At 38.6% G+C, this 26,211-nt stretch carries 17 protein-coding genes; 11 read left to right on the top strand and 6 right to left on the bottom strand.

The features are described from left to right. Positions 1–7 precede the first annotated feature (7 nt). The 5 genes from ASU03_RS14180 (at position 8) to parC (ending at position 8,533) form a co-directional block, all read left to right on the top strand. Positions 8–1,060, top strand: a complete 1,053-nt coding sequence (locus ASU03_RS14180) for an ArsJ-associated glyceraldehyde-3-phosphate dehydrogenase (RefSeq protein WP_057832454.1) — start codon at positions 8–10, stop codon at positions 1,058–1,060. Between the two features lies 1 nt (position 1,061). Beyond that, positions 1,062–2,282 carry an organoarsenical effux MFS transporter ArsJ gene (gene arsJ, locus ASU03_RS14175; protein ID WP_057832453.1) on the top strand — a complete coding sequence of 407 codons (1,221 nt, stop codon included), beginning with the start codon at positions 1,062–1,064 and terminating at the stop codon, positions 2,280–2,282. A 91-nt stretch (positions 2,283–2,373) separates the two neighbouring features. Further along, a complete protein-coding gene (locus tag ASU03_RS14170; protein ID WP_057832452.1) occupies positions 2,374–4,284 on the top strand; it encodes a tetratricopeptide repeat-containing diguanylate cyclase in 1,911 nt (636 codons plus the stop codon). Beyond that, positions 4,284–5,609 carry a sensor domain-containing diguanylate cyclase gene (locus ASU03_RS14165; protein ID WP_057832451.1) on the top strand — a complete coding sequence of 442 codons (1,326 nt, stop codon included), beginning with the start codon at positions 4,284–4,286 and terminating at the stop codon, positions 5,607–5,609. The genes ASU03_RS14170 and ASU03_RS14165 overlap by 1 nt, the downstream gene beginning before the upstream one ends. A gap of 614 nt (positions 5,610–6,223) precedes the next feature. Further along, positions 6,224–8,533: a DNA topoisomerase IV subunit A gene (gene parC / locus ASU03_RS14160; RefSeq protein ID WP_057832450.1), complete on the top strand. Its 2,310-nt coding sequence runs from the start codon at positions 6,224–6,226 to the stop codon at positions 8,531–8,533. A gap of 94 nt (positions 8,534–8,627) precedes the next feature. On the opposite strand, the gene ASU03_RS14155 is transcribed toward parC, so the two are convergent. Beyond that, positions 8,628–10,853, bottom strand: coding sequence for a winged helix-turn-helix domain-containing protein (locus ASU03_RS14155; RefSeq protein WP_057832449.1), 2,226 nt, complete (start codon positions 10,851–10,853; stop codon positions 8,628–8,630). A gap of 553 nt (positions 10,854–11,406) precedes the next feature. Between ASU03_RS14155 and ASU03_RS14150 the strand changes: the two genes are divergently transcribed. Further along, positions 11,407–14,457, top strand: coding sequence for a TonB-dependent receptor domain-containing protein (locus ASU03_RS14150; RefSeq protein WP_331456672.1), 3,051 nt, complete (start codon positions 11,407–11,409; stop codon positions 14,455–14,457). 147 nt (positions 14,458–14,604) lie between these two features. Beyond that, positions 14,605–15,801: a metallophosphoesterase gene (locus ASU03_RS14145; RefSeq protein WP_057832448.1), complete on the top strand. Its 1,197-nt coding sequence runs from the start codon at positions 14,605–14,607 to the stop codon at positions 15,799–15,801. A 100-nt stretch (positions 15,802–15,901) separates the two neighbouring features. On the opposite strand, the gene ASU03_RS14140 is transcribed toward ASU03_RS14145, so the two are convergent. Continuing rightward, on the bottom strand, positions 15,902–16,627 hold the full coding sequence (locus tag ASU03_RS14140) for a YebC/PmpR family DNA-binding transcriptional regulator (protein WP_057832447.1): 726 nt from the start codon (positions 16,625–16,627) through the stop codon (positions 15,902–15,904). Between the two features lie 555 nt (positions 16,628–17,182). Between ASU03_RS14140 and ASU03_RS14135 the strand changes: the two genes are divergently transcribed. After that, positions 17,183–18,031 (top strand): N-formylglutamate amidohydrolase, encoded by an 849-nt coding sequence (locus ASU03_RS14135; RefSeq protein ID WP_057832446.1) that lies wholly within the window; start codon positions 17,183–17,185, stop codon positions 18,029–18,031. Positions 18,032–18,285: 254 nt separating this feature from the next. On the opposite strand, the gene ASU03_RS14130 is transcribed toward ASU03_RS14135, so the two are convergent. Beyond that, on the bottom strand, positions 18,286–20,451 hold the full coding sequence (locus ASU03_RS14130; protein ID WP_057832445.1) for a cation:dicarboxylate symporter family transporter: 2,166 nt from the start codon (positions 20,449–20,451) through the stop codon (positions 18,286–18,288). A 178-nt stretch (positions 20,452–20,629) separates the two neighbouring features. On the opposite strand from ASU03_RS14130, the gene ASU03_RS20810 reads away from it, so the two are divergent. Further along, a complete protein-coding gene (locus tag ASU03_RS20810) occupies positions 20,630–20,776 on the top strand; it encodes a hypothetical protein (RefSeq protein ID WP_157465918.1) in 147 nt (48 codons plus the stop codon). Here the strand turns inward: ASU03_RS20810 and ASU03_RS14125 are convergent. Beyond that, positions 20,773–20,997: a hypothetical protein gene (locus ASU03_RS14125; RefSeq protein WP_057832444.1), complete on the bottom strand. Its 225-nt coding sequence runs from the start codon at positions 20,995–20,997 to the stop codon at positions 20,773–20,775. The two genes, ASU03_RS20810 and ASU03_RS14125, sit on opposite strands and share 4 nt — an antisense overlap. A gap of 789 nt (positions 20,998–21,786) precedes the next feature. Here ASU03_RS14125 and ASU03_RS14120 point away from each other — a divergent pair. Both ASU03_RS14120 and ASU03_RS14115 read left to right on the top strand, forming a co-directional pair. Next, positions 21,787–22,392 (top strand): hypothetical protein, encoded by a 606-nt coding sequence (locus tag ASU03_RS14120; RefSeq protein ID WP_057832443.1) that lies wholly within the window; start codon positions 21,787–21,789, stop codon positions 22,390–22,392. A gap of 257 nt (positions 22,393–22,649) precedes the next feature. Further along, positions 22,650–24,608, top strand: a complete 1,959-nt coding sequence (locus tag ASU03_RS14115) for a putative bifunctional diguanylate cyclase/phosphodiesterase (RefSeq protein WP_057832442.1) — start codon at positions 22,650–22,652, stop codon at positions 24,606–24,608. Between the two features lie 231 nt (positions 24,609–24,839). Here ASU03_RS14115 and ASU03_RS14110 read toward each other — a convergent pair whose 3' ends face one another. Both ASU03_RS14110 and ASU03_RS14105 read right to left on the bottom strand, forming a co-directional pair. Beyond that, the gene (locus ASU03_RS14110; protein ID WP_057832441.1) at positions 24,840–25,571 is read right to left on the bottom strand and encodes a GGDEF domain-containing protein; all 732 of its coding nucleotides are present in this window, start codon (positions 25,569–25,571) and stop codon (positions 24,840–24,842) included. A 223-nt stretch (positions 25,572–25,794) separates the two neighbouring features. After that, positions 25,795–26,211 (bottom strand): DDE-type integrase/transposase/recombinase (locus ASU03_RS14105; RefSeq protein WP_157465917.1); only part of this gene is annotated, 417 nt, incomplete at its 5' end.

Here is a 26,211-nt window from a genome sequence, read left to right as displayed (position 1 = left end):
AAAACAAATGACAATAAAAATAGGTATCAACGGCTTTGGTCGTATGGGCAGATTAATTTTACGCGCCGCATGGCATTGGCCAGAAGTCGAATTTATCCGCATTAATGATCCCGCTGGTGATGCACCAACACTGGCTCATTTACTTAATTTTGACTCTATTCATGGCCGTTGGCAATATGAAGCGACAGCTACCGATAGCCTAATGCATATTGAAGGTAAAACTCTGCACGTTAGCCAAAATGATGGTCTCGCTGAAACCGACTGGTCAGGGTGTGATATTGTTATTGAAGCTTCAGGTGTGATGCGAGATAAAGCTAAGTTACAGGCCTACTTTGCTCAAGGAGTAAAAAAAGTATTGGTTACTGCGCCAATGAAGTTGGCGGCGGATGGCTCAGGTAATATTTTAGATAAGGATATCGTTAATATTGTTATGGGGGTTAATCAACACCTGTACCAAGAAAAAATACATAGTATTGTCACTGCAGCTTCATGTACCACTAATTGTTTAGCGCCAGTAATTAAAGTATTGCAAGATAACATTGGAATTAAACATGGCAGTATGACTACCATTCACGATATTACCAATACCCAAACTATTTTAGATGCCCCGCACAAAGATTTACGCCGTGCACGTGCCTGTGGCCTGTCGCTTATTCCCACCACAACTGGCTCGGCAAAAGCCATCACTGATATTTTTCCTGAGCTAAAAGGCAAGTTTAATGGTCATGCGGTGCGAGTGCCATTGGCGAATGCTTCGTTAACTGATTGTGTTTTTGAAATGCAGCGCGATGTGACTGTTGAGGAAGTAAATCAGTTAATGGCGGATGCTGCTGCAGGAGAGCTTAACGGTATTTTAGGTTATGAGGAAAGGCCATTAGTGTCGGTGGACTATAAAACCGATACTAGATCCTGTGTCGTTGATGCTTTATCAACCATGGTGATTAATGGCACTCAGCTGAAGATGTATTTATGGTATGACAATGAATGGGGCTATGCTAATCGCAGTGCCGAGCTAATGAAAATTATTGCCCTCAGTTTAACTGATATTAACGAGTCATAGTTTGCAGTCATTGAACTCCTTGTCTAACCCAGTAAAACAATACCTAGTTATCACGGCTAATTATTGGGCTTTCACCTTAACCGATGGCGCGTTGCGCATGTTGGTGTTGTTGTATTTCTATCAGTTAGGTTATAGCCCATTAGCTCTGGCTAGCGTATTTATTCTTTATGAAGTTTTTGGTGTTATCACTAACCTTCTTGGTGGCTGGCTTGGTGCACGCATAGGGTTAAATAAAACCATGTTCATTGGTCTGCTGATACAGATACTCGCTTTAGCACTGTTAACAGTGCCAAGTGAGTATTTAAGTATTACCTATGTCATGTTTGCTCAAGCGTTGTCGGGCATTGCTAAAGATCTTAACAAAATGAGTGCTAAGTCGAGTATTAAATTACTCGTAGCCAACTTGGATAGTGCGCAAGGACAAAGTAAACTCTTTCAATGGGTGGCTTTACTGACGGGGTCAAAAAACACCTTAAAAGGTGTCGGTTTTTTTCTCGGCGGATTATTGCTTACTCTTTTTGGTTTTCAAAACGCCTTGCTATTGATGGCTAGTGCCTTAGCCTTTGTTGCCTTAAGCACTTATCCTATGCTGCGTGGCAATATCGGTAAAACGCGTTATAAAGCAAAATTTAGCCAGGTATTTTCAAAAAATGCACCCTTAAATTATTTATCTGCAGCACGATTATGCCTGTTTGCCGGCCGTGATGTCTGGTTTGTTATTGCCCTACCTGTTTATTTGGCCAGTCAATTACAATGGCAACACCAAAGCGTAGGCACTTTTCTTGCCTGCTGGATTGTTTTTTATGGCATCATTCAAGCTAATGCGCCAAAGCTGCTCGATATTTTAACCGCCAAGGGAGCACAGAATCGCTGTCAACAAGCAGGATTTTGGTCAGTATTACTGGCACTGGTTACCTTGCTTTTATCTCTTGCTATTTACCTTTTTCCGCAAAGTAATGCCGTGTTAATCGTAGGTTTATTTATATTTTCTGCTGTTTTTGCTATGAACTCATCACTGCATAGCTATCTTATTGTCGCCCTTGCCAGGGATGAAGGTGTCTCCATTGATGTTGGCTTCTATTATATGGCTAATGCCATGGGCAGACTGTTAGGTACAGTTCTCTCTGGTGTTATTTATCAGCAATTTGGCCTGTCAGCCTGTATGTTTTTTGCTTTTATATTTATTTTATTGGCCAGTTGTTTTGTTCGAAAAGTAGCATAAATAGTTAAAAATTACGGTTTAACTCTAGGGCTAAATCGTTTTATACTGCCTTAACCGCTCTAACCGTTTTGCTGCCTTAAGGAACTACAGTTTGTTGTGTTTTGCTAAAAAATCTGCTCAGGCAATAGCCATTGTTATCAGTATTGCCTGCCTGTTATTGCCTATGGCCAGCACTGGCCAAGAAAAAGTGAATATTAAGCAGTTTAATCAAGTCATCGAGCAAGTTGAAGAGCTGAAAAAAACCGATTTAGCGCGCTCCCTTAAACAACTAACGGTTTATGAAAACGTGCTGACTGCACTCACCATAGAGCAAAATTTATTATATTTTAAACTGCTTGCTGAGATACAAATAGAACAAAACAAATATAGTAGCGCCAAAATAACGGCCAATCAGGGGCTAACCATAGCGAAAAGGCTGTCGAGTCCTAGCATATTGATCAGTGAACTCTTGTATTTAAAAGGCTTTGCTTTTGAGAGTTTAGGTTATATTACTCAAGCGACGAAAGAATATAAAAAAGGTTTAGAAGTTGCTGAGTCTTTACATAACAAGGTACAAGTTGCTTTAGGTCTTATTAATTTAGGGGCGATTGCTTATCTCACGGATGATTTTAAACGCTCTTTAGTCTTGCTTAATGACGCCTATAATATCGCCGGACAAACCGATGATGAAGAGCTTAAAGGGGCGGTAAACAGTGAACTTGGTATTGTGTATTCTCATTTACTGCAAGATGAGCAGTCAATGGTTTATTATCAGCAGTCGTATTTACATTTTAAAAAAGCCGGTATGATATTATCCGCCCATACTAGCTTGTATAATATTGCTATTAATCATCTTCGGAATAACGACTACCAACAAGCAATCACGGTTTTTAACACCATCATTGCTGAGTCAAATAAAGACAGTCCGAGTGATAGCATGTATAGCGTTTATTCTGGCATGGCCTGGGCATATCAACAGAAAGTAGGCAGCAACCCTGAGGCCGCTTATCGATATTTACTGATGGCAAAGCAGTATTTGCAAGCAACGGAGAAGCTCGATTATCAATTACAATTTTATTATGATCAAGCCTACATGTTATACAAGTTGGACCGTTTTGATGACGCGCTTGTTAGCCTTCGCCAAGTAGAAAAAATATTAGCCAATAATCAGGGTTTATCTTTGATTAAAAAAGAAAATTATGTCTACTTAATTGAGTTGAAAGCCGGTATTTATTACAAGTTAGCGCAATTTCAACAAGCTTTTCAAACCCTATCGCAAGTGATCGTTTTAACCGATAAATTGTATGAAAATGAAGATAATCGTTCTATTGCCCAAGTACGTTTAAAGCTTGAAGGGGAACAGGCGGATAAAAAAAATAAAATATTACACCATAAAAAAGACCTTTATGAAGATAATTTACGGGCTGCTACGTTAGCCAATGAAGAACAGCGATTTTATCTCATTCTCAGTGCCCTAGTTGCTTTAGCCTTTGCTTGGGTACTGGTTAAACTGCTGCAAAGTCAGCATAAACTTAAAGTCGCTGCTAATATTGACACCCTTACGGGAGTCGCTAATAGACGCAGTTTAATGAAGCAAGCGCAACAGGCCTTTAAGTTTGCTCAAGTAAAGCAGGACAATTTAACTATTTTACTGATAGACATCGATCATTTTAAAGACATTAATGATTGCTTAGGTCATAGCTCAGGCGATAAAGTCTTGGCGAAAGTAGCCTATCTTGGCACGAATATGATGCGAAAAAGTGATTTGTATGGTCGCTTTGGTGGTGAGGTGTTTATGGTTTGTTTACCGAAGACAAGGTTGAAATCGGCATTAGAGATAAGTGAGCGAATTCGCTTAGCTGTCAGCCAACATTCTTGGCCTTTTAACACGTTGGAAAAAGTCAGCGTTAGTATTGGTGTCGCTACTTTAGCCGATGATAAAGATTTAATTAGCTTGATAAAAAGAGCGGATGAACAACTTTATCAAGCCAAAGCGTCAGGAAGAAATAAGGTTTGTGGCTAATGAATACCAGTAAAATCCTGTTAATTATTATGCTCATGCAGCTGATGTTAGCATCGGTTAGTCTAGCAAAAGAGCCCATTATTGACTCGGCCATAACCGAGGAACCAGCTAATAAAAAGGTGTTATTACCTCTGCCGGCAGTAAGTCTGTTGTCTATAAACGAAGATTTAATCGCCCTACTTACGCAACTAAAGCAAGCAAGTATTGATGAGCATAAAATTGCCAGAGCACTAGAACAGCTTACCTTCGCTACCACGCCACTTAATGCTGCAGAGCAGTACTTATTATTAGTCACGCAAGCATTATTTAAAGAAAATGCCATAGCTAACCGTATTGAACACAGTAGCCATAACAAACACAGCCGCGAAATTATTGTACTTTTAGAGCAAGCCCTTAAGTTATCGGCACAAATTTCAGCGCGGCAATTACATCAGTCCAAGTTTTTGCAATTACATTTAATTCTAGCCGTTCACTACGCACAACAAGGTCAATTTGATCTCGCCTATCTTGAGAAAAAATCGTATTTAAAAAAATATTATAGTTATCGTAAAGCTAAGCGCCTAGCAATGATAGCGTCTTTAGAGCAATCGTTTGCAGTGCATGATAAAAAGGCCAGCAACAGCTTGTTGGCAAGTCAAAATGAATTAAAAGTTCGCCGAGTTGCTGAAGTACAAGAGCAAAAAGCCACGCACAAGTATAATTTCACGCTAATTATCAGTACCGCTATCGTTTTTTTGCTACTTTTTTTTAGACAGTTGAAAATACGCAATAAACTCATTCGATTAACCAGAACCGATGCCTTAACTGGCTTAGCAAATCGCAGTGCTTTGTTTGAACATGGTGAACATATGGTGGCCAGCTTTATTGAGCAACCAGAGGAGTTATCGATACTATTGTTGGATTTAGATCATTTCAAAAGAATTAATGATGACTTTGGTGAGCAAGTTGGCGATGAAATACTTAGGGTAATTGCACACCTGGTAAATGAAACCATGCGTTCTAGGGATGTATTTTATCGCCTAGGCGGTGAAGAATTTGTGGCGATATTACCTTTTGCTGATAGCAATAAAGCGAAAGTGATTGCTATGCGTATTAATGAAAAAATAGCACAGCATGACTTCTCATCGTTAATACTCCAGAGTAGGGTTACGGTCAGTATTGGTGTGGCAACCCTGGCGTCTAATAAATTGACCTTTGAGCAAGTATTACACTGTGCCGATTTGGCCATGTATCAAGCGAAAGAACTCGGTCGAAATAGTGTCGTTTGTTATCAGAATATTGCCCAAGCACAAGAAAGAAGAGGTAATACCAATTCTGTTAAATAATTACCTAACTCAGAACTACATTAGCGAGCTTAGAACAAACAAAATTATTTAAAGATAGTTATTATATGTTTCATTCCTTGTGTGATGTTATCAGTTTGCTAATGAGTTCCCAAAGGGCGAGCTTAAAAGGCGGATATACCCGTGACCATTCAAGATGCATGTTTCAGAGTGCTTGAGCAATTTCAATTCAAGGCGCTGTGATGAAATAATGGTTGTTCCATTATGAGTTACAGCAACGACGAAGTGATGTTGTTCAAACGCTGCTTCGATGGGTTTAAAATGACTTTATACCGCGTTAACTAATTAAACCATAGAATGACTATGCTTCCATTATTTCCCTTGCCTAAAGTCATTTTAATTCCCACTGAAATCGAGCACTTTGAATGGTAACGGGTATATACTGTGTTATTGATTTTGATAAGGGAATAACCATTCTCTTCAATCAATGCCTTGCCTCTACGCCTTTTAATTCTCGCTGAGTGTGAAATTACTTAATAGACTTGGTATAATTAACGCTTTTGTTACTTTATCTATTTTTTATAAGCTCATAATCAGATAAGCTATAACGTTAACAAATAAAAATAACTAGATTTGTACGATCAGGAAATCCTTTCATGTCAGATGCGCTCGAATATAGCCTTGATGGAATAGAACAAGTTCCCTTAAGACGATTTACTGAAGAAGCTTATTTAAACTATTCCATGTACGTTATTATGGACAGGGCCTTGCCACATATTGGTGATGGCTTAAAGCCCGTACAAAGACGTATCATTTATGCAATGTCAGAGCTTGGTTTATCTTCGACAGCTAAATATAAAAAATCAGCACGTACCGTGGGGGATGTACTCGGTAAGTTCCACCCACATGGTGATAGTGCCTGTTATGAAGCCATGGTTTTAATGGCACAACCTTTCTCATATCGCTATCCCTTAGTGGATGGCCAAGGTAACTGGGGGGCACCCGATGACCCTAAATCTTTTGCTGCCATGCGTTATACCGAGTCGCGTTTATCAAAATTTAGTGAAATATTACTGGCTGAATTAGGGCTAGGGACAGTGGATTGGCAGCCAAACTTTGATGGTACCCTGAAAGAGCCCATTACCCTACCTGCGCGTTTACCACATATTCTTCTGAACGGCATTACCGGTATTGCTGTTGGTATGGCAACGGATATACCGCCGCACAATGTCCGGGAAGTGGCCGCTGCCTGTGTGCATTTAATTGAGAACCCTAAAGCCGAAGTAAGTGACTTGCTCGAGTTTGTTAAAGGGCCAGATTATCCTACCGATGCTGAGATAATTACCCCTAAAGCCGATATTGAAAAAATTTACCAAACCGGGCGTGGTAGTATTAAAATGCGTGCCGTTTATGATGTAGAACAAGGTGATATTGTGGTCACAGCACTGCCACATCAAGCCTCGGGCGGTAAAATATTAGAGCAAATTGCTGGCCAAATGACGGCGAAAAAGCTGCCTATGGTGGCCGATCTTCGTGATGAGTCTGATCACGAAAATCCGGTACGTCTCGTGATAATTCCACGTTCAAATCGTGTCGATATTGAACAGTTAATGCAGCATTTATTTGCCAGTACCGATTTAGAAAAAAGCTTTCGTGTTAATATCAACATGATAGGTTTAGATAACCGTCCGGCAGTTAAAAATTTACTGGTCATTTTATCTGAATGGCTTGAATTTCGTCGTGAAACCGTACGTCGTCGTTTGCAATATCGTTTAGATAAGGTCTTGGCACGTTTACATATTCTTGATGGTTTACTGGTTGCCTACTTAAACATTGATGAAGTGATAGCGATCATTCGTGGTTATGATGATCCTAAAGCCGAATTAATGTCACGCTTCTCTATATCAGATACACAAGCGCACTCTATTTTAGAAATTAAACTACGCCAACTAGCTAAGCTTGAAGAAGTCAAAATTCGCGCCGAGCAAGATGCGTTACATATTGATCAAGAATACTTAGAGAAAATCCTGAGTTCAAAATCGCGTATGAGTACGCTAATGAAAAAAGAAATTCTTGCGGCTGCTAAAGAATATGGTGACGATCGCCGCTCTAGAATAGTTGAACGAACTGAATCAAAAGCACTCACTGAAAAAGATTTAGTACCAAGTGAAGCTGTCACTATTGTCTTATCCGATAAAGGTTGGGCACGTTGTGCTAAAGGTCATGATGTAGACCCAACCAGCTTAAGTTATAAGGCGGGTGATGGTTATTTATGCTCTTCAAAAGGGCGGAGTAATCGCCCTGTGGTCTTTATCGGCTCCGATGGCAGGGCATTCACGACTGACGCTCATACCTTACCCACTGCTCGCTCGCAAGGTGAACCGCTTACTGGCCGCTTTAATTTGACCACAGGGCGGACCTTTGTCCATAGCCTAATGTCAGATGACGACGCTAAGTACCTATTAGCCAGTGATGCGGGTTATGGTTTTGTCAGTAGCTTTGCTGATATGGTCAGTCGCAATAAAAATGGTAAGGCGTTAATCAGTTTACCGGAAGCGGCTAAGGTGATGGCGCCGCAATTAATTAACAATTTTGACACTGACTACTGTCTAACTATTACTAGTGAAGGGCGTATGCTGGTTTTTCCAGTAAAAAACTTGCCGGAACTCAGTAAAGGTAAGGGCAATAAAATTATTAATATTCCTTCTGCCCGGGCAAAAACGAGAGAAGAATTTGTCAGTATACTTGCTATTATTCCACAAGGGGCTGCAATTACCTTACATGCAGGTAAGCGTAAACTGACTTTAAAAGCTACGGATATCGAACACTATATGGGAGAACGTGGTCGTCGTGGTAATAAACTGCCTCGTGGTTTACAACGTGTTTCACAAATAGAAATTGAATCTGCTGCGGTAAATAATGTCAGCGACGACAGTGTTGATGAAACGCCACCAATAAGTGAATAAAGCTGTTTTGAGTTAACAACTTTGTGCAGAGGTTATAAGAAAAATAAGGCCAACAAATGTTTAACGTTTGTTGGCCTTTTTATATGATTATTTTTTAAAACAATTGCTTGCTGGCAACCATGTTGATATTGGCTTGAGGAAAACTGCTGCTGGTGTAGAGCAAGCGATCTTCTGTTGCAATATAGGTCAGACTATCATTTTTAGTTATGGAGTTAAGCGGTAATCTAACTAGCGGCGTTTGAACTTTATTTTTGAGATCGTAGGAGATTAATTGATAGTGATCCTCAAAGGTTTTCTGATAGTAGACATGGCCTTGCTCATAAGTCCAGGTGTATAAGGTATTAAATAAATCCCCCTCAATAACCCTGTCGCCAGATTGAAGCTCATTGATATTTTTTTGCCATAAACCTTGCTGAAGTTTGGTATAAAGCAAGGTATCGGCTGTTATCATTACGCCGTAGCGCGCACCATCAAAAGTGAGGCGCTTGGTGCTGGAGTCTGCGATATTAATGCTATAAAGATCGGTATGTTTATCACCATAGATGGCCGAAATAATTTGCTTATCATCCATAGACCAATTTGGACGGTTATGCTGGATAAAGGGACTTTTTAGTAATGTAACTCGTTCATTTTTTAGTGAATAGATATATATGCCATCACCTATATCTTCAGATAACGGTGCTAAAAAGGCAACATTTTGACCATCATGGGACCATTTAGGGTAGCGTAATGTTTGTTTTAAATTGGTTAACTGTTTACGGCCGCTGCCATCGGGTTTGGCGGACCAAAGTTCATCAAAGCCAGACTCATTGGAAGAGAATACTATTAAATCATTTATGGGGTTGTAATCAGGTGATTCATAGGTGAAATTTGATTTTAATACTGGGAAAGGGCTACTCGCTATAGCATCATTAAGTTGTAAACTTACCAGGGACGAGTTTTCTTTTCGCTCTTGGTAATACAGCTGTTGTGATTGTTTGGCAATACTTGGGTAGCTAAAGCCCGGTAAGTTTAATGCTTGTGTTACTCGACTCTCAATATTGATAACAAAACCGAAGCGATTATCAGCTCGCTGGGCAGCAAATACTAATTTTTTACTATCGCCAAACCAAGACATACCGACAATATCTTCTTCATCATAAGTAAGTTGTTCCGTCTTCTTCGTTGCTAGATTAATAAGATATATATTTTCACTTAAGCGGTTGATTCGCCGAGCAACCGCCAGGTATTTTCCATCAGGAGAAAAAGACATATCTCTATCTTTATAAGTACAATCTCTGTCACAAGAAAATCGCGTCATGGCAAAGTTTTTTGATGACAAATCAATAAAGTATATGCCTGTTCTCTTCGCTAAGCCGCCCTTGTTATAGACAGCAAGAGTTTGGTCATCAGGGGATATATCAAGGTAATAATAAACCCCTTGCATTGGACAAGTGGCTAGTTGTGTTTCTTGTTGGCTAGCGACTTTTAATTGGATGTAATAGCAGCTGTTGTTGGCCTTATCTTTACGAGAAAAATACAAATATTGGCCGTCGTTACTCCAAACACTATGTCTTTCTATGGCACTATCAAAGGTTAATTGCTTTGGTGGTAACTCAACTTGATGAGTGTCTTTCATAAACAAGTTGGTTGGTTGATTAGCCGATACTTGGCTATAGACTAAAAAACGACCATCGGGAGAGGGCGAAGGAAAAAGCTCACTACCGGGGTGTTTAGTGATAGCGGTAATTTTAATATCGTTGTCACTGGGTAATTGCTGAATATAAAGCAGCACTAACAAGCTGAGGATTAAAGTTACCAGTACATGAGTACTGTTAATATTTATCGCTTTACTCTTGTTAGCGCTAAGTTCAGTGGTATTCGCTGTTGGCTGATTATTTACTTTACCTTGCCCTTGATATGCTGAATTTTTAATAGCGCTATCAACGGTGTAATTTATTGAACTTTCTAGCTGCTTAGGGTTCGAGACTTTACTTATATTTGATGGGCTGTTTTGCCATTGCGGCTCTGGCATTAATTGATAACCAGCTTTGCGAATGGTCTTAATTATTTCTTCTTCGCCGTCAGCGCTGGTGAGTTTTTTACGTAAATGCCAAATAGCATTGGTTAAACTTTTTTCACCGACATAACTATCTTGACCCCAGATGTGATTAATCAGTTCATCTCTTGGTACCACCCGACCATGGTTTTCTGCCAAATAAAATAATACTTCGATAAATTTAGGCTGTAATGACTGCTTTTCTAAACCATTTTCCTGAATGGAAAATTCAGCTGGAATTATCTGATAGTGATTAATTTTAAATGGTTTATTGTGCATCATTTGAATTGTGTATTGCTTGTAATAGTCGGGTTTATGGCTTTGTTAGTCGCTGATCTCTGTCCATGTAATTAACTTAGTAACCTCTTCTTAGGTTAATTTAATGCTAACAAAATTATTAAAACTAAGTAACTTCTTTATCTAAAGTTTGTGTGAATTTTAGTTTTATTATCTTAAGTTACTTCAAGGTAAGGTGAAAGTGTTTCTAAATGTTATTTTTGTAACTATATGTTTTTATATGACTATTCTTTTGTTTTTTAATAATAGACATTAAATCGATGTACAAATGATTTTCTATAGATTGTATGTGTAAGCGAATTTTCTTAAAACAGAGAAAAGCTTAATTTACTCTAGGTTTTATTAACACAAAGTGACTTGGAACTAGAGTATTTGCTTTTGAGAGTTTTCCTTATGATCTGTCATGACTTGTTTATAAGAAGCTCAACTAGCTATAAGTGCTGCCAAGTTAGCTGCCCTTATAGATAAATAAAAACATAATAATAATATATAAAAAATATAAATAACAAAACTTAAACAAAAACACTAAGAGAGATGAATGATGAATAAGAGTCCAATCACCATCGCAATTCAAACTGCTATATATACAGCCATTGCCGGTTCAGCATTAACCTTTGCCCCAGCAACCTTTGCTGCTGACACTGAAAGCGCAGTAGCGAAACCTGTTGCCCAAACTGCGCAAGCAGAAGAAGTAGAAAAAATCAAAGCTGATGAAAAAATAACCGTTACTGGCTCGCGTCTTCGCCGTGATAGCTTTACCGTTGCCACGCCACTAGTCATCATGGGTAGAGAAGCTATCGGTGATACTGGCCTTGGCGAAATGGCGCAAATTTTAGTTGAAAATATGCCGTCGCTTTCTTATGGCACCAGTAATGCCACCAGCCAATCAAGTGTATCAAATACGGGTATTACTACCGTTGAATTACGTAACTTAGGTGCTAACCGTACTTTGACCTTAATTGATGGTCGACGCGTGGTATCAAACTCAAAAAGTGGTAATTATGTCAGCATGAGTACTATCCCATCGGGTATGGTAAAAAGAGTTGAGGTTATTACCGGTGGTGCCGGTGCGACTTATGGTGCAGATGCGGTATCCGGTGTGGTAAACATTATTACCCAAACCGATAAAGAAGGTTTTGATTTTAAAGTCCGTGGCGGTGAAAGTACCGATGGCGGCGCTAAAGAATTTACCATTGATGCAAGTTTCGGTGATTCATTTGCCGATGATCGCGGTTATGTATTTTTTAGTGCTAATTATGATAAAGACTATGGACTTAAATATGGCGATCGTCAGCGTGCTGCGCAAGAAGCATCATTTCGTTATAATTCTGACACCATGCGCAATGAAATTCGTACTGAGAATGGCTTTCAATCACTTTATGAAACACCGATGAGTGACTGGCGTAACCGCAGTGATGGTACCCCAGGTGGTGTTTTCTTAGAATCAAGTAAATACGACACCACTTATTGGTATAATGAAAAAGGTCAGAATACTGATTGGAATGAAGAAAGAGATGGCATTAACAGTCGTGAATTTGTGCAGCTTAAAGTACCGAGTGAACGTGTTTCAGCAGCAATAAAAGTAGATTTTGATATTACTGATGATGTGATGTTTTATTCACAAGTCCAGTGGAGTGGCAACTACACGGTAAATGATAAATCACCTGAAGATTCTTATGAAGGTGAATCAGCTACTTATACTGATAGGTTAACAGGTGAGCCAGGGGTAGTTAAATTGGGTTATATCCCAATTGATAATCCTTATGTACCTGATAATATTCGTGAAACAGCGGGCCAATATAAAGATCGTATTTATTGGGATCGTCGCTTTACTGAAGTAGGTCCTGTATCTACTGATAACGAACGTGAAACTGTGCGTGCTTGGGCTGGTTTGCAAGGCACTATGTTTGATGGTGCTTGGGATTGGGATATCTCGGCCAGTTACGGTAAATTCCACCAACGTCAATATCGTAATAATGAAATTGATGTTTTTAAAGCAAAAAATGCTTTAGATGCGGGGTATGCTGCTGACGGCAAAACTATTCAGTGTAATGATGCTGATGCCCGTGCTGACGGTTGTGTTGCTTTAGATTTATTTGGTGAAGGCTCTATTACTCCAGAAATGGCAGATTACATTCGTGTTAACCCAACACTTAATGTTTATAACAAACTCACCAGTATTATGGGCTATGTCACTGGGGATTTATTTGAAATGCCGGCCGGCCCAGTAGCGACAGTATTTGGTTTTGAATACCGTAAAGATACTCAAGAAGCGGTTACTGATGATGCACTAACTTACGGTGGTATTACCTGGAACCTAATCCCTGCGTTTAAAGGCGAAATAAACGTTGCCGAAGTATTTGCTGAAGCGTCAATTCCTTTATTACGTGATATGCCGGGTGCTGAATACTTATCCGTAGAAGCATCTATTCGACTGTCTGATTATGATATTCAAAATGTTGGTGTAGTCTCTAGTTATAAGTTAGGTTTCTTATGGACAGTAGGTGCAGGTGTTAATTTACGTGCTAACTACGCAATTTCACAACGTGCACCCAGTGTAAATGAGTTATATGAACCAGCAGCAGGCGATTTTGATAGCTTTAATGATATCTGTGCCGATGTTACTGCAACATCAACAGATCCATGGCATGCTAACTGTCGTTTAGAGCCCGGTATTGCCGCGACAATAGCTGCTGAAGGTATATTTGAAGATGATGGCAGTAGTTATTCACCAAATGCGGGTAATCCTGAGTTATTTGAAGAAACGGGTACCACAATGACTTTAGGCGTAACGTATGAGCCTACTTTCTTTGACGGTTTTAGTATTGCGGTAGATTACTATGATATTGCTATTACTGATGCGATTGATGAGTTTGGTAACGAGCAAATTCTATCTCAGTGCTATGATTCAAGCATCAAATTGGGTGATGAGAATGAATTTTGTGATGTTATTAAGCGTGATGAAGAAGGCCAGTTAGAAGAAGTTTTACAGCGCAGTTATAACATTGATGAATTAGGTACACGTGGTGTTGATATCGCCGTTGCTTATGCTTATGACATGAACAGCTTTGGTCGTGTGAAGTTCAAAATGGATTGGACTCATATGTTAGAGCACTCTAAAACAGTCACGGGTAATGACGGTGTAATTAAAGAAGATTACGTCGGTTACGCAAGTTATGGCACATTTGAAGATAAAGCTGCCGCTTCTATTGCTTGGTATTTAGATGATCTACGTGTTCGCTGGAGCACCACTTATAAGAGTTCAGCGCTTCGTAGTTTAAGTACACAGGAAAGTTGGCAAGCCGATATGGATAACAATGCAGAGCTTTGTGTTGCCGGCGATGTCGACTGTGTTAAAAATCCACAGTCATTAGCTTTCCAAGAGCTTAGTTCTTACTTCAAACATAACTTATCAGTGTCTTATAACATTGAAATTAGTGATGATTCTTCAGTACGAGTGTTTGGTGGTGTGAACAATATCTTTGATAATAAAGGTGAGTTCTACTACGGTGGTCGCGGTAACTTTGGTAGTGAATACGATGCCGGTACCGGTCGTTTTGTTTACCTAGGTGCACAAGTTAGTTTCTAAGCTTAACTTGTAAGGCAATTATTATGGCGGTTAGCCTAGCTAAGCGCCCTTTTTAAATCCTCACATGGATGTGTTTTTTTCTTAATAACTAGTTTCCTATAGTCGTTTTGTTCTTTATATTGTTACTTTTACTTTTCCGGAGTTGCCATGTTTTCTTACTTTTTCATCATCGTGCGGTCAGTCGCGCTGATCTCAATTATATTGCTAGCAAGCAGTGCCTCAGCTTTTACTTTGTCTCTTTCAACGAATGTATCCGATGAAAAAGCAAAAGCTGACGAATTTTTACCACAGTTAGTGCCGGTATTAGCACCAGTAAACGATGGCCCTTATATTTTTGTTAATGAGCAACAACAGCTAGAGTCTTACTGGCTTTGCCAAGGCGAAGTATTAACACAAACCATTAAAGTGATTGATTTTCCGACCACGATCTCAGCTTGTAATATGCCAGCATCAGTTCATGGCTTTACTAGTCATGAAAATGAAATCTTAGAATTCTCAGGCGATTATCCTGTTGCCGCTTTAAGTGATTTTCACGGTCAGTATGACTTGATGATTGAGTTATTAACCAATAACAACATCATTGATGAAAACAAAAACTGGGCTTTTGGCAAGGGACACTTTGTCATCACCGGTGATATTTTTGACCGTGGCGATAAAGTCACTGAAATTTTATGGTTTCTCTACGATTTAGAGCAGCAGGCGAAAAAAGCCGGTGGTGATATTCATTTGACCTTAGGTAACCACGAAGTGATGATCTTAAATGGTGATTTACGTTATTTACACCCTAAGTATATTGAAACCGCGAACAGGCTAAATAAACCCTTTGAGCAGTTATTTAGCCCCAATAGCATTATCGGTAATTGGCTACGCAGTAAACCTGTCTTGGTAAAAGTGAATAATATGCTGTTTGCCCATGGTGGTTTTCATCCCAGTTTAGCCACAGAGCAGCGCACTTTGGTTGAAATTAATACCGCTTTTAAGGACAGTTTAGTTGAAGCTGAATTAGAGCAACCACGTGAGGGTTTCGCTAAATTTTTGCATAAAACTAATGGGATTGTTTGGTATCGTGGTTACTTTGCGGATGATTCCCCAGAAGGTTTTAAAAAAAGAGATAAGGGTGCGACTAGTGTTGAAATTGAGTTGTTGTTAAAGCACTTTGAGGTTAAACATTTAATTGTTGGTCACACTTCACAAAAACAAATAGAAACTCGTTACCAAGGTCGAGTCATAGCCATAGATTCCAGTATCAAACGTGGCAGTTATGGTGAAATTTTGTTTATTGAAAATGAGAAGAAATGGCGCGGTAGTTTAAGTGGTAAAGTATTACCGCTATACCATCAATAATGACTATCCTTGAGTTTTAGTCATAAAAAAGCCAGTACTTAAGCTACTGGCTTTTTTATAAATTTTTATCGCTTAGTTAACTAAGCGCTATGCTGAGATATTAATCTTTAAGTTCAGCATTATGATAAACATGCTGAACATCATCACAGTCATCTAACAGAGCCATGAATTTTTCAAAATTTGCTAGGTCTTCTTCACCTTCAACATCAATATAGTTTTGCGGTACCCAAGTGATTTCTTCAACTTCTAACTCAAATTGTGGCATAGAGTTAGCAAATTCAGTTTTGATTTTGAAAAATTCAGTATGCGGTGCGTAAACGGTAATAATGCCATCGTCTAATTCAACATCAGTAATATCAATATCGGCCATCATTAGGTTTTCTAAGACAATTTCATCATCTTCACCTTTAAAGGCAAACACAGCTTGATGATCAAACATATGAGAAACAGTACCAGAGGAACCAATTTTTGCATTGCTTTTACTAAAACATTGACGAATATCTTTAATGGTACGGTTACCGTTATCGGTTAAGCAGTCAATAATAACCATGCAGTTGCCTGGGCCAAAGCCTTCATAACGTGCTTCAACGAAATCTTCACCACCAGCACCAGAAGCCTTTTTAATGGCATTATCAATAACATGAGTTGGAACTTGATCTTTCTTAGCGCGGTCAATTAAGGCGCGTAAAGCAAGGTTACCATCGGGATCAATACCACCATTTTTAGCACAAACGTAAATTGCTTTACCGTACTTAGAGTAAACTTTAGTTTTGGCCCCAGCGGTTTTGGCCATAGATAATTTACGGTTTTGGTAAGCTCTGCCCATCTCAATGTCTTCTTTTATGTTCAAAAAATATAATGCGTTAGATTCTATCAGCCTCAATGGCTGCTTGACTAGTGTTCTTGCTGATAAATTAGTAAAAGTTACGCTTAGCTCAAGGGAATTTTAGCCATTACCACTAGGAGTTATTAGGTAAAATAAACACTTGCTCTTGTGGTGTTGCTTTTATACCTTAGTTATTGGTTTTCATGATAATAACTCTAACAGTTACTATGAATAAATATGATGAATATAAGCTTCTCTATGTTACTGAAAGCGGCTGCGGCACTTTATTATTTTACTCAAGTGCTTTACCGTTAAAAAGGTTAGCCGCGACTTTAAACTAAGAGGTGAGCGACGGCTGGCCGTTAGTTTTTCACTAATTGAACGGTGATATTATTCGTTACTCGATTTTTTCAGATGATTTTGGCAAAGTAGAAGCATGAAGAAATAAAATTAACTAGCTGATAATAAGTATTAATTACTTATTGTTATCTGTCTTTGAAGTACTGTTCACCTGTGCTATAACCGTATTTTCCACCTAGCTTAGGGAGTTCGATTGTGACTGAGCAATTATCCGCACAATTAACCGAACAAGAAATCATTAATAAAATCACTCAACGACAATGTTTTATAGCGACGATTGCAGGCGGCGCATTTACCCTGAAAATTGAGCAATACCTACCTGTTTTGTCTGCAGCTATTCATGATGGTGGCAATTTACGCGCAGAATTAGAAGATAACTGTTTGTTGGACAAAGCAGAACGATATTACGAAGAAGATCCCTATACTGCGAGCTTTATTGCTAAGCAAGCTATCACCTTAATCGCTCACGATTCACGTTATGAATATGACTTAAATCGTACTACCGATGAATGTGTCTATGAAACGGCTTGGGGCAAAGAAATTTGGAACAAACCACTCAGTGAAGAGATGATAGCTAAGAGCAAAGCTAAACATGCCCAATTTTACCGTATTGTTGCCGCAGTAGTAGAGGCCTTAGTGGCAGATTTTGGTCAATGTGTTGTTTATGATAATCACTCTTATAACTATAAACGCCATGAGCGAAAAGACTTACCGGTAATCAACGTCGGCACAAGTTCGGTTAAGGGCGAGCAATGGCGACCCATTATTGATAGTTGGCTTAGCGCTCTGCAAGGTATGAAAGTTGACGGTATTGAGGTGACAGCAGCTGAAAATGATATTTTTTATGGTAAGGGGCACTTGGCTGGCTTTTGTCATAGTCGCTATGATAATGTCTTAGTGCTGGCGACTGAAGCGAAAAAAGTTTTTATGGATGAATTAACCGGCCAAGCGGATGAGCTGATTTTACCTTCATTACAGCGTGTTTATAATGATACGGTTGCTCAACATACTCAGTGGTATATCAACAACTATCATAAAAGCTAATGTTTGGTTTAATACCAATTTCATTAAATTATTGCTCACTTGTGCTGGTTAAAACATTCCAATGCGGCGTTGCTCTCAATCCCAATAGCAAGCTATTGGTCAATCGAGCGCCTTGCTTTGATTTTTTTTCCTGAGCACAACAAGATCACAAACTTAATGAAAAGGGTATAAGTCGTATTTGAGCCCTTAATTAAAAAAGCAGCTGAAGAGATTCAGCTGCTTTTTTGTTTTGTGCTATATCGAACTAAAACCTATCAAGTCCAACCCAATACATCTTTCATCACTGACCAGCGCGGCTTTTTAGCTTTAGGATTTTTACCTAAAATCCAATAATCATAAACTTGCTGCTGAAAACCATTTTCTTTTTTCAGTTTCAGCCAGGTATTCATATACTGTAAATAATCTAACTGACCTTTCGGCAGTACAAAGGCAACCGGGGCTCTAAGGCGTAAGCCTTTTGGTATAACGGCGGAAAAATTAGGGTATAACATTGCCCAAGCAGATCCTGCCTCGGTCGAGTAAATTAAGGCATCAACCTCTTTATATCTGCCTTTTAGAAATTGTCTAACGTTATTAACCTCAGTTAACTGGGCGTTGGGGATATATTCTTTGACAATATCTTGGTAATACTTACTGCTGCCGACACCTAGGTTTAGATTCTTCATTGCTTGAATATTGTAAAGATCGGCAAACTCATCACGCCTAGCGTCACTCACTAATAAGCCAGCCGTATGGAAAGTATAAGAATCGGTAAAGGTCACTGTTAAGGCACGTTTTGGTGTTATTGCATGACCACCAATAGTGATATCAACACTACCATCGGCCAATAGCTTGGCTTCATCAGCTTTATCTTTAATAAGAATTAAGGCCAGATTGACCTCAAGATCTTTAGCAAATTGATTGAGTAGTTCGACATCAAAGCCGACCATATGGTTATCTTTATTTCTAAAAGCATAAGGTAAGCTGGCATGGTAATAACCAACACGAATACTTTTACGAGCCATAATTATTTCAAGGCGCGGCTGCTGTTGCTCAAAATATCCCAAAGGCGTAAGTTCTTTATATTGTTCTATTTTAGCACTGCTATTCATCGATTTCATTGCTTCAAACGTTTGTATACCTTCATATTGATAGGGGATCAATGATTTCAAAATAAAGCCAGCAGCAATCATCACGCCTAAGGTTACCGCTAAATGCACACCTATGGCTTGCATCATTCTATGCCATTTAAGTTTTTTCAATACTGCGGAAGCGACCAATAGGGTAACGACAAAGCCATGCAGTGCCGCTAGGCCTGTAGCAAAACGAGCAGTCACTACACTGCCTAATAAATACAGTTGGAATTGATCGGCGGGTAAGTCAAAAAAGTCGAGTAAAAAGGGAATAGCGACCGCCATGCTACCAAAAGCGGTTAAGGCGCCCATAATAACAAAAGAAATATAGTCATCAAAACCTAAGGGTGAACCGACATACCAAGCTGAAAATAAGATAAAACCTAGGCCCAATAATGTCCCGGTACTGGGGAAACTGTAGGCGGTAGGTACTAGTACATCAACAGTTGAGTATGTTTCTTCGCAATCCATACCATGTTTAGCCAACAGCTCTTTACTGCGCTCAATTATCATAGGCAAGACGACTAATACCGTACCGGTCGCTAATGCTGTTATCACGGCTTCACCTGCCGTTGATAATATTTCACGGTAGGAAAATGGCGTTGCCCAATGAATTATCAGTGGTAACAAGACGAAAGCCAGTAAGGCCGCAGCGGTAATATATACCCATAAAAACACTTGCAAGCGGCCAAGTTCTTCAACCTCAAGCGTACCCGCGGCAGAGGCTGAAATAGCAAAAATTCCTAAGGGCGCTAACTTAGCGATATAAGAAGCTACTTTCATTAAGCTGTCACCAATATTGGTGGTTAAGGTTAGTAGTGTTTCCTTATTTTTAACTTGAATAAGTGCGACGCCCATTAATAATGAAAATAATACGACGGCAGGTACAATAGTTTCTGATAACGAAGCGAAAATATTGCTAGGAATATAAAGTTTAACAAAATTAAAATCTTCGGGCTCAGCTATCATACTGGTACTGAAAAACCCTGCGGTTTGCCAGTTCGGATAAGCTAAGGGCAGTAATAATAAGGTAGCCATAACAGACAGCCACAGGATGATTATTACTTTCACCGCGCGTAAACCAATTCGGCTAGCCATAGTGCTGTCTAAGCGACCAAGACCGCCAATGATCGAAACCAGTACATAAGGTAAAACAGTCATTTGCAATAAGCGAATATAAACATCACCGATGACTTCCAAGTGTCCAGCGGGCTCTCCAACAAAAACACCCGTTGATATACCGAGTATTAAGGCAATGATAACCCGTTGAAAGGGGCTGATTTTTTTATATAGTCTGGCTAGTAGCATTTTGTCTCCGCACTAAAATAGGCCAAAGAATTAATTTTTATAGCGGGTATTATCGCTTTTTTTATAGGTTATTCAAGTAGCTAGACAAGTTAAATAACAATGTTTTTGTACAAAATGTGACTTTTTTAAAGTGTGTTCACTTGTTTTTAGGAAGATAAAATCATAAGTATTGAGGAAAATGGACTACGCATTATTTTCTATAGAAGATGCCTTATCGGTGATAATATCAAATGAGCATCCTGAACGATGGTCAAAAAGTGAAAGAAACTGGCAGCCAATAGGCGCTGTGGAGTTAAATCCAGAGCAATACAAAGAAGCTGCTTAACAATTTAGGCGACAACTACCTTGAAAAACACCGACCTTGGGAAAATATATCTGCATAATAAAATTTCGCGACAAAGTAGGCAGCAAAAAAATACCAAATTCAGTGAGCTCTGACAGTATGCCTACCCAAATAGGAATGTTACCGGGAATTCTTCCTGCATGCTCTTCACTCCATGACTTGGGGGAAATACCCAGTGACTTATTTATAGGGGGAGTTTTCATTATATTAATCTCGCGATGCAGTTATCGGGAATATTAAGTGCTACCACTGGCAAGTTATTGATCTTGATTTAGAATTTTTATGGATTCCGAGTTCCTGCATAAACAATATAGCCACCTTGAGTCAGTAACAGCAGGGGTACTTTACTTATACCTGAGCTCGGGCCAGTGATGAGTGCTACTTTTGTTATGTGAGCTCTATACTTTCTTTTAATAAAAGTATTATGTTATGCAATTAATATTTTTAGCAGGTGTGAGATCATATTCTGCCTAAGTAAATGGTAAAAAAATCGCTAAGCTTTCACTTCTTCTGAAAAGGTAATAGATTGTCAGACTATGGGAATCGAACTACAAATTCTCTTCATTAGGATTAAATCAGTGGGTAGTTGTTAAATTATAAGTAATAAAAAGCCCCAATATTTTAGCTGAGGCATTCTGTTTTATTCCTTTCGCAAGTAATCAACTGTTCTGACCCCTTGATTTTCTGACCCCTTGATTTTATTTGGATCTGACCCCGAGAACTATCGTTTTCAAAATTATGGCTATCACGAGAGTGATACAGGTTCTTAGGGTAATTAAAGTTGTCAGCGTGACACTTAAGCTATATATTATGATAAATATGTTTATTTGACTATATAGGAAGTTCCCATAGGTATTTTTCGCTACAAACTATTTGGATCAATCTGTTCATTATTATTTTCTACTCATGTTTTTTCTAATGAAAAACAGGAGTTTACCTTTATAAGTGAACCTGCTTATTTACAAGAGGAGGGAGAGTGGCAAGTAACTGCTATGTTAAGCTCAGAACAGTTTGAAATAAATCGTTCAAATAAATTATCCCAGTCGGCCTCTATTGAGTATGGCATCACCGAATATTTACAAATTGAGTTCGCAGGTAACCGCCAACCCGAAATAGATGAAAATAGGATAGGCGGAATTGAAATTGAGTATGAAATAGAATATGAATTAGGACTTTTATACACGTTAACTAAACAAAAAGGTTTTATTCCTCATTTTTCTTTCGGTGCTTCTTTAGTGTCAGAAGACGATGAATATGGATATGAAGTGGTATTGTTAGCTAGTTATGAGCTTGTTGAATATCATTTTTTACACCTTAACTTCGGCTTTGAAAATATCAATGAAGAAGATGTTACTTTTATTAATGCTGCCTATGCTTATCAAGTGACTGATGATTTTACGCTATTATTCGAATTCGAGCGTCATAAAGAAGAGGTCGCTACAGAAAACCACTATTTAGTCGAATATGCTAATCAAGCGAGTATTGGTTTTGTGTCTGAGATAAAAGAAAACCTTGAGTTTGGGTTTGCTTATCATCAATACTTGTCTGATGATTTTTTCGATTCGGCCTTGAGAATTAAACTATCATACGAATTTTAACCTGAAATTTGCAGTTTAACAGATAAAAAACAGTAGGCAATGGCTGGCAAATACCTGTTTGTCACTCCTTCGTTGCGATGTAACAGAGGGACGTATGAAGTAACGCTAGTTTAGATATAAGCCCAAAGAATTTTTATTCTCTTTACACGGTAAATATATTGTATATGATTGTTATAGTTGAGAAAAAAATAAATTAATTTGTTTATCTCGCTATTTCCCTTGGTTTTTTCATATTTATAATAAAAGGGTTCATTTTTATGCTCTATATTGAGTCAAAACGTTTAGGTCGAAGTACCGCTACAGGTTTATTAAGCATTGCCATTATCATTTTACTACAAGGACTCTTTGGTGCATGGAAAATGGAACAACTCACCGACGATTTAAGCAAGTCTTTGGTAGTCTTTTCTGATACTCAGGTTGAAGCGTTAACCCTGAAGGGTATGTTGATTAATTTACGTAAACTGGAAAAAGATATTCTTCTCTATAACCAATCACCAGAAGAGGAGAAACGCGTACTGAGTCGCTGGCAAAAAGCCCAGTCGGAAACCAAGCAGCAATTTATTATAATGGAACTTGAACTTCAACAAAGCGAAGTACATGAAGGTGAATCCATTGCGGCACTTGCCACCGCCTTTCATGAATACAGTGCCGGTATTTCTCGTGTTGTTAAAACAATGTCAACCAATACTGGCATGACCCAGTATCAAGCGCTTCAGGCTATGGCCGAATATAAGCAACATATCTATACTATGGAAGCTAGCATTGATGTAATTGTCGAGGCAGCAGAAGAGCAAGAAGTTCATGCTATTGAATCACTTGAACTAAAGAAATGGTCATTATTTTTGACTTTAGGGATTTTTGGCACTGCAAGTCTCATTATGAGCATTGTTTTGAGTATCTGGATTATTCGTAAAAATATGCATATTAGCCGCACGTTAGAGCATCAAGCACTGCATGATACGTTAACGGGCATATTGAATCGTCGTGGCCTTGCGGTTGCTATGACAGAGCAAGTTGCTTCTGGGGTATTGGCCTATCTCGATTTTGACCGGTTTAAATTGGTCAATGACTTGTGTGGGCACACAGTCGGTGATGAATTATTAATTGATTTAACGAAGAAAATGGCTTTGCTTTGCTACCAGTGTAATTGCACATTAGCTCGCGTTGGCGGTGATGAATTTGTTATTTGGTTTAGCAATAGCAGTGTTGAACACGCTCAGAATATTTCTGAGCAACTCGTGGCACTGGTTGAGTACCATCCTTTTGAATGGATGGGGCAAAGAATGCCTTTGGGAGCATCGGTGGGGCTAGCGGTAGGTAAGCTCAATTTTCTCTTTACCGAATTAATTTCGCGAGCGGATGCTGCATGCCGAATAGCAAAAATACCCGGCAATGCCAAAGTGTTAGTGTATGAAGAGTCAGATCCTGTCTTAATGGAAATAAGACGAGAAGAGCGTTGGGCCGCTAAAATCCCACAGATGATTATAAATCAGAAATTTTGCTTATATGGCCAAAGTATTGTGCCGTTGCAGTCAAAAGAAGCCATTGGACATATAGAGATATTAATCCGTGGAATCGACGAAAATGGACAAATTATTCCCCCTGGTTTATTTTTACCTGCCGCAGAACGATTTGGTTTAATGCCAAAAATAGATCGCTGGGTCATAGAAACATTACTTGCCACCAACCTAGATGAAAATGTTCATTATTCTGTCAATATGTCTGCTCATACCTTGGCTGATAAAGCTTACCTACCTAAACTGGTGAAGTTGATTACTGAATCAGGTAAAGGGCATCAACTCATTTTCGAAATTACTGAATCTGCAGCCATGACAAGCATAGAGACGGCACAAGAATATATCCGTACGTTAAAAGCTATCGGTTGTAGATTTTCATTAGATGATTTTGGCAGCGGTTTTTCATCGTTTGCTTATTTACGCGATCTTCAGGTAGATTATTTGAAAATTGACGGCAGCTTAATTAAGGTTTTAGGGCGTAATCCCTCAGATGCTGCGCTAGTACAAGCCATTGTCAATATGGCTGCGTCACTCAATTTACAAACGATTGCTGAATATGTTGAAACGCCAGAAATAGCACATTTATTATATGATATGAAGGTCGATTTTGGTCAAGGTTATGGCTTACACAAACCTGAGCCTTTAACAAAATTGAAAACATTTATGTCAATAAAGTATGATCGTGCTTTAAATGTTTAATGCTTTAATAGTAAGGACCTAAAAGATATAAACAAGGGCTGGCTATTGCTAAGATAAAATGCACACTGTTGAATAAACTTCTCAGAAGTTAAGCGGATCAACCTTTACCTGGCTCGTGACACGGTCAAAGCATTCGCCCGCTTTTCATAGCTGTTGGGGACGTGATTGTTTAAAGGGCTTATAGGGGAACGGGTACTAGTAAACAGAATCAGAACTAAAATGTAGTTCTGCTTAATGGGTTACTTGATTTCTGCCATTTGCTTTACTTTGGTATACATATTCATCAACTTTAATGAGTTGTTCTTGACTTTGTTCATGCTTATTTAATTCGATAACACCAAAGCTTGCCGTTACCTTGATATGATTTTCAAAGACATAATTTTCAATACTCGCTCTAAATCTTTCCGCTAAAAGCACTGCATTTTTTAAATTAGTATTGGGACAAATGACAATAAACTCTTCTCCTCCCCATCGAACAGAAATATCACTGCTTCTACTTTCTCTTATAACGATATTAGTGACGGCTTTAAGAATATAATCGCCAACATCATGGCCATAAGTATCATTTACCTTTTTAAAATGATCAATGTCATACATAATCAATGATGACTTAGAGGTAGACGATTTTAATATTTTAATTTCGTTTATTATATATTCTAATCCACTTGCTCTATTAATTAAGCCAAGTAAGGGATCGGTGCAAGCTTTTAAAATTAACTCTTTTAAGTCCATAAACCTTTTGAGTATAAATAAAAACATATAGATAGAACTTATCGCGAGAAGAAGAATTAGTTCATCTAGTTCTAATTCCTCATGTTGTCGTGTAAAAGAATAAATTCTCTCTGCTGCATCCAAATAAATAAGGGCAGTTGCGGTGAATAGGATAAAGAGAACTAATACAATAAGGTCAATGAAAAGTTTTTTATTACTAAAGTAATAAATGTTTTTATTTCGTTTAAGCATGATATCCACTCTAGTACAATATCCAGCAATCCTAATGTATAATATCAAAAATTAAATTTTGTTATTATTAACCAACAAAATTTAATCACACGAACAATACAGTACGTTACGTCTAGGGTTAGCTATATATCTAATGATAGCCTGTAGGTCATTATAAATGGATTTTTAGGAAATAAATCACCCTATAACTGCATAAGCCAACGGATATCCTGGGCTGAAGTGGTCAAGTAATATTGGCCACGCGTTTGTACGTTTTCCAATATCTTCGCTCAGACTCATTCGGTGTTAATTCACCATTATAACTGTGAGGCCTGACTTTGCTGTAATATCCAGTAATGTAATTAACCACAGCAGATTTCGCTTCATTAAAAAATTTATAACCTACTGTTGGCATCCATTCCGATTTAAAACTTCTAAAAAATCGTTCCATTGGCGCATTATTCCAATAATTACCACGACGACTCATGCTTTGCTTTATTTGGTATCGCCATAATAATTGGCGGTACTTTTTATTGGTATAGTGACAGCCTTGATCAGAGTGAAACATCACGCCTTTAGGTCTGCCACGCGATTCAAATGCCATTGATAATGCTTTGGCTGTTAATGCCGTATCAGGTGATTGGGACATTGCCCAACCAAT

Origin of the sequence: Colwellia sp. TT2012 (assembly GCF_001440345.1) — a bacterium.
Taxonomy (GTDB): domain Bacteria; phylum Pseudomonadota; class Gammaproteobacteria; order Enterobacterales; family Alteromonadaceae; genus Colwellia.
The sequence above is the reverse complement of the archived record's forward strand: the minus strand, read 5'-3'. Positions and strand labels throughout refer to the sequence as shown.